The 10,488-nt window shown below is 70.4% G+C and carries 9 protein-coding genes; 5 read left to right on the top strand and 4 right to left on the bottom strand.

Features of this window, described 5'->3' with window-relative positions; all coding sequences use genetic code 11:
- Positions 1–61: 61 nt before the first annotated feature.
- The 3 genes from ACZ4AA_RS32405 to hemL form a co-directional block, all read right to left on the bottom strand.
- Positions 62–1,324 (bottom strand): polysaccharide deacetylase family protein, encoded by a 1,263-nt coding sequence (locus tag ACZ4AA_RS32405; protein WP_467610670.1) that lies wholly within the window; start codon positions 1,322–1,324, stop codon positions 62–64.
- 151 nt (positions 1,325–1,475) lie between these two features.
- Positions 1,476–2,177 (bottom strand): histidine phosphatase family protein, encoded by a 702-nt coding sequence (locus ACZ4AA_RS32410; protein WP_467610672.1) that lies wholly within the window; start codon positions 2,175–2,177, stop codon positions 1,476–1,478.
- Entirely contained in the window at positions 2,174–3,490 is a 1,317-nt protein-coding gene (gene hemL, locus ACZ4AA_RS32415; RefSeq protein WP_467610674.1) for a glutamate-1-semialdehyde 2,1-aminomutase, read from the bottom strand. The genes ACZ4AA_RS32410 and hemL overlap by 4 nt, the downstream gene beginning before the upstream one ends.
- A gap of 580 nt (positions 3,491–4,070) precedes the next feature.
- Between hemL and ACZ4AA_RS32420 the strand changes: the two genes are divergently transcribed.
- On the top strand, positions 4,071–4,508 hold the full coding sequence (locus tag ACZ4AA_RS32420; protein ID WP_019061278.1) for a hypothetical protein: 438 nt from the start codon (positions 4,071–4,073) through the stop codon (positions 4,506–4,508).
- A 199-nt stretch (positions 4,509–4,707) separates the two neighbouring features.
- On the opposite strand, the gene ACZ4AA_RS32425 is transcribed toward ACZ4AA_RS32420, so the two are convergent.
- A complete protein-coding gene (locus tag ACZ4AA_RS32425) occupies positions 4,708–5,445 on the bottom strand; it encodes an SDR family NAD(P)-dependent oxidoreductase (protein WP_467610677.1) in 738 nt (245 codons plus the stop codon).
- 444 nt (positions 5,446–5,889) lie between these two features.
- Here ACZ4AA_RS32425 and ACZ4AA_RS32430 point away from each other — a divergent pair, with 444 nt between their 5' ends.
- The 4 genes from ACZ4AA_RS32430 to ACZ4AA_RS32445 all read left to right on the top strand — a co-directional run bounded on the left by ACZ4AA_RS32430 (position 5,890) and on the right by ACZ4AA_RS32445 (position 10,398).
- Entirely contained in the window at positions 5,890–6,519 is a 630-nt protein-coding gene (locus ACZ4AA_RS32430; RefSeq protein WP_467610679.1) for a hypothetical protein, read from the top strand.
- 314 nt (positions 6,520–6,833) lie between these two features.
- A complete protein-coding gene (locus ACZ4AA_RS32435) occupies positions 6,834–7,544 on the top strand; it encodes a class F sortase (protein ID WP_467610681.1) in 711 nt (236 codons plus the stop codon).
- 194 nt (positions 7,545–7,738) lie between these two features.
- Positions 7,739–8,293, top strand: coding sequence for a hypothetical protein (locus ACZ4AA_RS32440; protein WP_467610683.1), 555 nt, complete (start codon positions 7,739–7,741; stop codon positions 8,291–8,293).
- Between the two features lie 128 nt (positions 8,294–8,421).
- Positions 8,422–10,398, top strand: coding sequence for an APC family permease (locus tag ACZ4AA_RS32445; RefSeq protein ID WP_467610702.1), 1,977 nt, complete (start codon positions 8,422–8,424; stop codon positions 10,396–10,398).
- Positions 10,399–10,488 lie beyond the last annotated feature (90 nt).

The raw sequence follows: 10,488 nt of genomic DNA on the forward strand, positions 1-10,488 counted from the left end.
AAGTTTCGCATGCCCGTTTCGGGGATCTTCCGCACCCCCCTCGGGGGCGGAAAATCGCATTTCAGGCAGCCTGTCCCCGGAGGTAGCGGTGCCAGCCGCCGACGGGCTCCTCGGCCACGTCCATCGCCTGGAGTTTCGCGAGCACCTCGGGCCGCTGGACGTCCAGCCAGTCCACGAACTGGCGGAAGGAGACCATGCGCACGTCGGAGCCCTTCTGCTTCTCCTGGGCGATGTGGGTGAAGACGTGCTCGACGGCGTCCATGTAGATGCCGCCGTTCCACTCCTCGAAGTGGTTGCCGATGAAGAAGGGCGCGCGGTTCGTCTCGTAGGCCCGCTTGAAACCCGCGACGTAGGACGCGGACGCCTGGGTGCGCCAGCCCGGGTAGTTGTACGAGGGTGCCCGGGTGGTGGCGATCGACTGGTTGGCGAGGATGTTGTAGTCCATCGAGAGGACCTCGAAGCGGTGTCCGGGGAAGGGCATCGCCTGAAGGGGCAGGTCCCACAGCCCTTCCTTCTTCTGCGGCCAGCGCTGGACACCGCCGGGCGAGGAGGCGTCGTAGCGCCACCCGAGCTCCTTGACCGCGGGCAGCAGGTTGTTCTGGCCGAGCAGGCAGGGGGTGCGGGCGCCGATGAGTTCCTTCTCGTAGTCGAAGGGCAGCGGGGGCAGGTCGGTCCAGCCCGTGTTGGTGCGCCACTCGGTGACGAAGGACTTGGCCTGTTCGATCTCGCTGGTCCACTGACGGGGCGTCCAGTTGCCGACCGAGCCGGAGCCGCCGCAGAAGTGACCGTTGAAGTGGGTGCCGATCTCGTGGCCGTCGAGCCAGGCCTGACGGATCAGCTTCAGCGTGGAGCGGACGTGTTCGTCGCTCAGGTAGCCGATGTCCGAGGCGCCGCGGGGGTTGTTCGGCGGGTCGTAGAGGCGCTTCTTCGACTCGGGCAGCAGGTACAGCCCGGAGAGGAAGAACGTCATGTGCGCGTCGTGCTCATCGGCGAGCTGGAGGAAGCGTTCGAAGAGGCCGGTGCCGACCTCTCCGGCTCCGTCCCAGGAGAACACGACGAACTGCGGCGGGGTCTGGCCGGGTTCGAGCGGTACGGGGGCCTGGGGCTGGCGCGGCTGCTTGCCGGTGTAGGCGGTGGAGCCGTCGCCGATGAGCCGCACGGCAGGCTTCTTCGGGGCGCCGGGCCGGCCGGTGCCGGCCGTGGCGGAAGGGTCAGGATCGTGCTTGGCCTGCTTGCCCGAGGTGGTGCCGCACGCGGCGAGTCCGAGCGCGGTCGCCGCGCCCGCACCGAGGCCGATCATTCCCCTTCGGCTGACGTCGCGCATACGGTCCTCTTTTCATCGCACCCTCTCAGCTGACTCTCAGCTTGTATCCCATGAGAGGGCGCGATGAAGTCGCGGGTTCCGTTTAACGCGCGGAGATTTATATGATTTTACGAAGATGCGCCCATTTGGCGCGGATCTTCGCTTACGACCGTCAGGCCCCGAATGCCTTGTCCTTGCCCTTCACCGGCTTGGCGCCCGCGAGGAGATGAGCGGGCACCAGGTCGCGCGCGGGCTCGGTGTAGCCCACGGACACGATCTTGTCGCCGCGGTAGGTGAACGTGGTCAGCGACGCCAGGGTGCACTGCCGCTTGCGCGGGTCGTGCCACAGCCGCCGCTTCTCCGCGTAGCTGCGGACGATCCAGATCGGCAGCTGATGACTCACCACCACCGCCTCGTGGCCGCGCGCCGCGTCCTTGGCGGCGTCCAGCGCCCCCATCATGCGCACGACCTGGTCCACGTACGGCTCGCCCCAGGACGGCTTGAACGGGTTGACCAGGTGCTTCCAGTTCTCCGGCCGCCGCAGCGCGCCGTCCCCGACACCGAAGGTCTTGCCCTGGAAGACGTTGTCGGCCTCGATGAGGCGCCCGTCCGTCGCCAGGTCGAGCCCGTGCGCCTTCGCGATCGGCGTGGCCGTCTCCTGCGCCCGCTCCAGCGGCGAGGCCACGACATGCGTGACATCGCGCGAGGAGAGGTGCTCGGCCACCCGGTCGGCCATCTGCCGGCCCAGCTCGGACAGGTGATAGCCGGGCAGCCGCCCGTAGAGCACCCCGTCCGGGTTGTCGACCTCGCCGTGCCGCATCAGGTGGACGACGGTGATGTCGCCCGCGCCGTTCTTGCCGCTGATCTCGCTCATGCCGTGGCCTCCGCCGCTGCCCGCGCCGCCGCCGGAAGGGCGTCGGCGATCCGCTGAACCGCCTGGTCGTCATGGGCCGTCGACACGAACCACGACTCGAACGAGGACGGCGGCAGATAGACACCCCGCGCCAGCATCGCGTGGAAGAACGCGGTGTAGCGGAAGGACTCCTGCGACTTCGCGTCCTCGTAGTCGCGCACCTCACGTCCCGTGAAGAAGACGGAGAACATGTTCGAGGCGCGCTGGAGGCGGTGGGTCACGCCCTCCTTGGCGAGCGCCTCGGTCACCAGCGTCTGGATCCGCTCCGACACCGCGTCGACCTTGTCGTACGCGGCCTGGTCGAGCAGCCGCAGCTGCGCGAGCCCGGCGGCCGTGGCGACGGGATTGCCCGAAAGCGTGCCCGCCTGGTACACCGGCCCGGCCGGCGCGAGGTGCGCCATCACGTCCTCGCGACCACCGAACGCGGCGGCGGGGAAGCCGCCGCCCATCACCTTGCCGAAGGTCATCAGGTCGGGACGCACACCGTCGATCCCGTACCAGCCGGCCCTGCTGGTACGGAAGCCGGTCATCACCTCGTCGGAGATGTACAGGGCGCCGTTCTTCGCGCAGGCGTCCTTGAGGCCCTGGTTGAAGCCGCGCGCGGGCGGCACCACGCCCATGTTGCCGGGCGATGCCTCGGTGATCACACAGGCGATCTCGCCGGGGTGCGCGTGGAACGCGGCCTGCACGGCTTCGAGGTCGTTGTAGGGCAGGACGATGGTGTCGGCGGCCTGGGCGCCGGTGACTCCGGGCGTGTCCGGCAGCGCGAACGTCGCCAGCCCGCTGCCCGCCGCGGCGAGCAGCGAGTCGACATGGCCGTGGTAGCAGCCGGCGAACTTGATCACCTTGCTGCGCCGGGTGAACCCGCGGGCGAGCCGGATGGCCGACATCGTCGCCTCGGTGCCGCTGGAGACGAGGCGGACCTGCTCCACGGGCTCGACCCGGGCGACGATCTCCTCGGCGAGGGCGACCTCTCCCTCACCGGGCGTGCCGAAGGACGTACCGCGCGCGACGGCCTCCTGGACCGCGGCGATGACCTCGGGGCGGGAGTGCCCGAGGATCATCGGACCCCAGGAGCAGACGAGGTCGACGTACTCACGGCCGTCGGCGTCCGTCAGGTACGGACCGGTACCGGACACCATGAACCGGGGCGTACCGCCCACGGCGCGGAAGGCGCGCACCGGAGAATTCACGCCACCTGGTGTGACGGCCGCCGCACGGTCGAACAGCGACTGCGAGGCTGGGGCTTCGTAGGGATAAGGCAGTTCGGTCATGACCTGCGACGTCTCCGACTCCGGGGGGCTAGTGACCTCCTCAGGGTAGGCCAGGGGGCCCGGTGGGCCGCGAGGGGAAGAGCGGGGCGCCGTGAACGGACCGCCCCGGTGCGACGTACGGGTCTCATAAGGAATGATCCCGGCCATCGGCGGGCCGGTGTGACGGAGCCCGGTACGACAACCGGGTCCGCCGCCCCGGCCATCTGCGAAACTGGGACCACGAACGGACAGCTCACTGGAACGACGGTGTTCAGGGGCCGCGAAGATCCCGCGGACAGGTGTTTCGGCGCACGTTTCGGCGTGCGACCGTGGGGGAGGTCACTGTCACGATGATCGGGTTGCGTGGCGGGGGTCACGCGACTTAGAAAAGCAGTCGGGTGGAGATATGCATCGCGGTGGCGGACTGGGCGAGGGGACCGATGACCTCAACCCTCGGCGTGCCCGGCGGGGGAAGCACCGGCGTGAGGCGGAGGAAGCGGCCGGGAGAGCCGGACAGGTACAGGGTTCACACGGTGACCCCGACGAACGGATCGATCGCGCGGTCGAGCGACTGCGGGCGGAGAGCGGGAATGGTGGCCGAGTGGGGGTGACGTACAAATACTTCGGCGCGCCGGACGGCGCGACGGCCGCCAGGGTCCCGATCTCGATGCGTCCCGAAGAACTCGGCGGCGACGAACTCGGCATGAACGGCATGTTCACCAAGATCAAGCCGGAGACGATGGCCGCGATGGTCCTCACCGGCATAGAAGGCGTCCCCCTGAACAAGGTGCCGCCGCTCGAACTCGTCGTCCTGCACCCCGACTACGCCGTGGTCAAGCTCCCGATGACCGTCGTCGACCCGCTGCGCGGCATAGGCGAGGAGGCCGTGGGCGCGGCCGCCTTCATCTGGTCCACGGTCCCGGACCGCGGCGGCCCGCGCGACGCCTTCAACGTCTACCAGCTGCTGCACGAGTGGCAGGACTTCTCCCACCGCCTGCACGAGGCGGGGCACCAGCCGTACTGCCTGGTGTGGCCCTGATCCAGGGTTCCACGGCGACGGGCGGGGTTCTCGGACCCCGCCTTTTTCGTGCCCCACGCCCCGTGTCCCGCGCCCGCCGCCGGCCGCTGGCTCCCCGGCCCCTGCCTCCCGGCTCCCGGCTCCCGGCTCCCGGCTCCCGGCTCCCGGCTCCCGGCTCCCGGCTCCCGGCTCCCGGCTCCCGGCGACGGAACCACCCCGGCTAGAGCCCGCCCGCGACCCGCAGGACCGTGCCCGTCGTGTACGAGGCGTCGTCCGACAGGAGCCAGGCGACCGCGCCGGAGATCTCCTCCGGCCGGCCCGCCCGGCCCATGGGGACGGTGGCCGCCACCCGGGCCGGACGCTGCGGATCCTCGTGGAAGTCGGTCCAGACCGTGCCCGGGGCGACACCGTTGACGCGGATGCCGTCGGCCGCGACCTCTTTGGACAGCCCCACGGTCAGGGCGTCGACGGCCGCCTTCGCCGCGGCGTAGTGGACGTACTGCCCCGGACTGCCGAGGGTCGCCGCGGCCGACGAGATGTTGACGATCGCGCCCCCGCCGGAGACGGTCATCTCCCGTACGGCACGGCGCGCGCAGAGCAGATAGCCGAAGAGGTTGACCGCGAGCGCGTCCCGCATGCCGTCGGGGTCGGCGTCGGCCAGCGGTCCGTTGGGGCCGCTGACACCCGCGTTGTTCACCAGCCCGGTGACCGGGCCCAGAGCGGAGAGCGCCGTGTCGAAGAGCGCGTCGACCGCGGCGGGGTCCGAGGTGTCCACGGCCACCGGAAGACCGCGCCGGCCCGTGTCCTCGACGGCGCCCGCCACCTGCTCGGCCGCCTCGCGGTCGGACCGGTAGCCGATCACGACGTCATGCCCCTCCAGGGCCAGCCGCCGGCAGACGGCGGCACCGATACCGCGGCTGCCGCCGGTCACCACCGTGATCTTCCGCCCAGCGTGCATGATCGTCCCTCTTCCCGACGCGAACCATCAGTGTGACGGCGTCCTGGGTCCCCTGGTGTCCCGAGGCACCGCCGGGACACGACTCGTCCATGAAGGTCCAACGGCTCTCCCGTGACAAGAGCCGTCAGGGCAACGGGTTCTGACGGTGGGCACCCCGCCCGGAGCAGTCGGCGGCGCAGACGTGTCGCCGCCGATCGGGTCATGCGCGAGGCGCCGCCCGCGGTCGCCCCACGACCGGTGGACACCGTGAATCGGCTGGTCAGGGATGCCGAAACCGCCTCGGGGGACCGTCGGGGCGGGCGAGGGGCGGGGCCTTCGCCCTGGGCCGGGTGAGCTCCCCGGGTGGTGCGCTTCGCTCATCGGATTGACGGTTGATCACGTCGCACCGGATTTTCATCTGCTGACAAGAGGTCAGCTGCCCGGTCTGACGGAAGGACTTCGACAATGCGATCTGCCCGCATGCTCCTGGCCGCCGCCACGGCCACCGCCGCTCTCGCGATCGCCGCCCCGGGGGCGTACGCCGCCACGGCCGGCGACTGGGACCACAGCGACTCCTCCTCTTCCTCCTCCACCAAGGACCACGAGGACTCCTCCACCAAGGGCCACGAGGACTCCGGCTCCACCAAGGGCCACGACGACTCCGGTTACGGCAAGGAGCACGACGACTCCGGATACGGCCAGGAGCACGGCAAGGACGACAGCGACCACGGCAAGCCCAGCTGGCACCACGAGAAGCCGGAAGGCGGCGTGCACACCGGTGGCGGTGCGCTGATGTCCATCAAGACGGACGACTCCTCGAAGGGCGACAAGAAGTACGACCCGGAGACCTACAAGGACAAGGACTCCTCCAGCTCCGACCACGGCAGCGGCTCCTGGGACTCCGGTTCGGACAAGGGCTCGTGGGACTCGGGCAGCAAGGAGTCCGAGGAGAAGCCGCACGGCGGCATGCACACGGGTGGCGGCGGTCTCGCCACGTCGTCCGGTGTGACGGCCGGCGGCGTCGGTGTCCTCGGCCTCGCGGCCGCGGGCGTGTACATGCTGCGCCGTAGGAGCTCACAGGGTGGTGTGGCCTGACCATGCCCGACGACATAGCGGTCCGGGCCGCCACCCCTTCACCTGTGGCGGCCCGGCCGGTCTCTCCTCCTGCTCCTGCTCCTCCTGCTCCTGTTTCTGCTGCTCCTGCATCTGCTGGCCCTGCTGCTCCTACATCTGCTCCTGCTGGTCCTGCTTCCGCTGCTCCCTGTGCTGCTTCCGCTGAGCCTTCCGCTGAGCCTTCCGCTTGCTGAGCCTTCTGCCTCTTCTCTCGCCCTCGCCGACTTTGCCGCTGTTCCCGTTGTCGTCGCCCAGTCCGTTCCGCTCCGCTGCCCGACCCGATGAGGTGGTGCCCGATGGCAGCCCGGTCGTCCTCTCCCGCCGAGATCCCCGACACGTCACCCGGCACGTCACCCGAGCGGTCCTTCCGGCGCCGTGCGACTTGGGTCGTGTGGTGCGCCGGCATCGCGGTCCTGATCGCCACCAACGTGCTCCACCGCCAGGACGAACCCTCCGGTCCCTCCCCCACCGCTCCCGCCGCGGCGGCCCCCGGACACACGCACCCGCCCCTGTCCTCGGCCTCGCCCTCGAACGACCGCCCGGCGGCGCGGCACCTCCCGCGCGCCGAGCCGACCCGGCTGCTCATCCCGAAGATCTCGGTGGACGCGCCCTTCACCGAACTCGCCCTTGACTCCACGGGCAAGCTCCAGCCCCCGCCCGCGAACGACACGAACATGGTCGGCTGGTACGCCGACGGCGTCTCCCCCGGTGAGGCGGGAGCGGCGATCATCGCCGGGCACGTCGACACGAAGACGTCCGCCGCCGTGTTCGCCGGTCTCGGCGATCTGAAGAAGGGCGACAAGTTCAGCGTCGAACGGTCCGACGGCCGGACGGCGAACTTCGTCGTCGACAGCGCGGAGACCTTCGCGAAGAACGCCTTCCCCGACGACCGCGTGTACGCCGACACTCCCGACGCCGAGGTCCGCCTCATCACCTGCGCCGGAACGTACGACCGCACGGTCAAGGACTACACCGACAACCTGGTGGTCTTCGCCCACCTCGTCTGAGCGAGAGCGGGCGGCCTCGGCAGCGGGCAGCGGTGCGCACCGTACGCCTTTGACACAGCGCGTGCGGAGCGCATCGCGTGCGCGCACATCCCGCAGGGAGCGCCTCGGCCTTGTCGCAACGTTGACGCCATGGCTCGTCAAAGTCCCGTCAACGCACATCGCCCCCGGTCCCAGGGCTCACTACCGTCGGACGTATGGATCCCCGCGACGACGCCCGCGCCGCGGCCGAGGCGCCCCCGCCACCGGCCGGGGAGGTCGCGCACGATCTGCGCTGGGCCCAGGACCTGCGCAGCTCGATCCGCTGCGCGGGCGCGCTCCTCGCCCTGCTGGTCCTGACCGACGGCGTCGCCGGCACGCTCACCGGCCCGCGCGCCCTGTTGTGGTGCGGGCTCGCGGCGCTGCTCTTCGTCATCCTGTGCCCCGCCCGGATCACCGCGGGCGAGGGCTGGATCAGCTCCCAGGGACCGCTCGGCACCCGGCGGGTACGGACGGACCGGCTGGTGTCCGTGCGCTGCCTGGACGGCGTCGGACAGCGGCTCGTCCTGCGCGACGCCCTCGGAGCGCGTCTGGAGATCGACCCCCATGTCCTGGCCGCCAGCCCCGAGTTGTGGCACCGCCTGGACGAGGACGCCCGTCTCTCCGCCCGGCGCGGCACCCTCACCTGCGGAGAGACGGCACTGCGCCGCGTCTCGGAACGGATCGACCGCGAGACCGCGCGGACGGTGTTCAAGGTCTCGGGGCTGGAGTGAATGCCCGGGATGGACCGAATGTCCTGGCCGACCGAGTGTCGGGGCCGCCCGACCCGTCCGGGCGGGCTTAACCTCCGCCCGTGCTCAACGTGACGGGGATCCTCAAACGCCTGGTGATCGGCCGCGCGATGCGCAGCGAGGAACTGACCGAGACGCTGCTGCCCAAACGGCTGGCCCTGCCCGTCTTCGCCTCGGACCCGCTGTCGTCCGTGGCCTACGCGACCCAGGAGATCCTGCTCGTCCTCACCCTCGGCGGACTGGCGTACCTGCACTTCACGCCCTGGATCGCCGGGGCGGTGGTGGCGCTGATGGCCGTCGTGGTGCTGTCGTACCGGCAGGTGGTGCACGCCTATCCGAGCGGCGGCGGCAGCTTCGAGGTGGCGACCACGAACCTGGGCCCCTCGGCCGGACTGGTCGTCGCCGCCTCGCTCCTGGTCGACTACGTCATGACGGTCGCCGTCTCGGTCGCCTCGGGCGTCGACAACATCATCTCGGCGCTCCCCGGGCTCGCCCATCAGCGGGTCCTGATGGCGCTCGTCTTCGTCGCGCTGCTGGCGGCCATCAATCTGCGCGGGATGCGCGAGTCGGGACGGGCCTTCGCCGCGCCGACCTATCTGTTCATCGGCGGTGTCCTGATCATGGTGGTCACCGGGCTGATCCGCTATCTCCTCGGGGACCCGCCGGTCGCCGCGAGCGCCGCCTACGGGATCACCCCGGACCCCGCCGACGCGCATCTGACGGGCCTGGCCCTGCTCATGCTGGTCCTGCGCGCGTTCTCCTCCGGCTGCACGGCGCTGACCGGCGTGGAGGCGATCTCCAACGGCGTCCCGGCGTTCCGCGAGCCCAAGTCGCGCAACGCCGCCACCACCCTGGCCGCGATGGGCGGGCTCGCGATCCTCATGTTCGCCGGGGTCACCACCCTGGCGCTGGTCTCGAAGGTGCACATCACCGACGACGCGTGCCGGCTCACCGGTCTCGACGGGGACTGCGCCACCTACACCCAGCGCACGGTCATCGCGCAGATCGCGGCGGCGGTGTTCGGCGGGGAGCGCAGCGTCGGCTTCTACTTCATCCAGGCCGTGACGGCCCTGGTCCTGATCCTGGCCGCGAACACCGCGTTCAACGGCTTCCCCCTGCTGTCCTCCATCCTCGCCCAACACCGTTATCTGCCGCACCAGTTGCACAACCGAGGAGACCGGCTGGCCTTCTCCAACGGCATCCTGGCCCTGGCGATCGTCGCGGGCCTGCTGCTGTGGGGCTACCGGGCGAACGTCACCAGCCTCATCCACCTCTACATCCTGGGCGTGTTCACCTCCTTCACGCTCTCCCAGCTCGGCATGGTGCGGCACTGGAACCGCGCGCTGCGCACCGAACCCGACGGCGCCACCCGCAGGCGCCACCACACCGCGCGCCTGATCAACGCGGTGGGCGCGGTCGTCACCGGCTTCGTCCTGCTCATCGTCCTGACCACCAAGTTCACCCAGGGCGCGTGGCTGGCCGTCCTCGCCGCGAGCGTGCTGTGGGTGACGATGCGCGCGGTTCGACGCCACTACGACAGCACGGCGGCGGAGCTGGCGATCACCGATCCGCACACGGAACTCACCCCGCCCAGCCGGGTGTTCGCGATCGTGCTGGTGTCCCGGCTGCACAAGCCGACCCTGCGGGCCCTCGCCTACGCGCACGCCACGCACCCCTACCGGCTGGAGGCGCTGACCGTCGCCGTCGACCAGGCCGCCACGGCCGAGCTGCGCCGGCACTGGGAGGAGTACGGCATCGACGTACCGCTGAAGATCGTCGACTCCCCCTACCGTGAGATCACCCGGCCGGTCGTCGGGTACGTCCGCTCCATCCGCCGCGAGAGTCCGAGCGACGCCGTCGCCGTCTTCGTCCCCGAGTACGTCGTGGGCCACTGGTGGGAGAACATCCTGCACAACCAGTCCGCCCTGTGGCTCAAGAGCCGGCTGCTCTTCACCCCGGGCGTGATGGTCACGAGCGTGCCCTGGCAGCTCACTTCCTCGGCCCACGCCGACCGGCCGGCGGCCCGGGCTCCCGGGTCCGTCCGCCGGGGTGAGCCGCCGGTTCCCCCACGGCCACGGACCCGCTAGGTGTATTGATCACGAGCGTTGTTGACACTGGCGGGTCTTGAACATGGCGAAGACCTCCGATGTGGTGGAGCTGTCTAGGACTGCACCGCA

The organism is Streptomyces sp. NPDC024698, assembly GCF_055559015.1.

Bases quoted from the DNA above. Each gene is read 5' to 3' on its own strand.
- ACZ4AA_RS32405 (WP_467610670.1), bottom strand. From the start codon at position 1,324: ATGCGCGACGTCAGCCGAAGGGGAATGATCGGCCTCGGTGCGGGCGCG.
- ACZ4AA_RS32410 (WP_467610672.1), bottom strand. From the start codon at position 2,177: ATGAGCGAGATCAGCGGCAAGAACGGCGCGGGCGACATCACCGTCGTC.
- hemL (WP_467610674.1), bottom strand. From the start codon at position 3,490: ATGACCGAACTGCCTTATCCCTACGAAGCCCCAGCCTCGCAGTCGCTG.
- ACZ4AA_RS32425 (WP_467610677.1), bottom strand. From the start codon at position 5,445: ATGCACGCTGGGCGGAAGATCACGGTGGTGACCGGCGGCAGCCGCGGT.
- ACZ4AA_RS32430 (WP_467610679.1), top strand. From the start codon at position 5,890: ATGCGATCTGCCCGCATGCTCCTGGCCGCCGCCACGGCCACCGCCGCT.
- ACZ4AA_RS32435 (WP_467610681.1), top strand. From the start codon at position 6,834: ATGGCAGCCCGGTCGTCCTCTCCCGCCGAGATCCCCGACACGTCACCC.
- ACZ4AA_RS32440 (WP_467610683.1), top strand. From the start codon at position 7,739: ATGGATCCCCGCGACGACGCCCGCGCCGCGGCCGAGGCGCCCCCGCCA.
- ACZ4AA_RS32445 (WP_467610702.1), top strand. From the start codon at position 8,422: ATGCGCAGCGAGGAACTGACCGAGACGCTGCTGCCCAAACGGCTGGCC.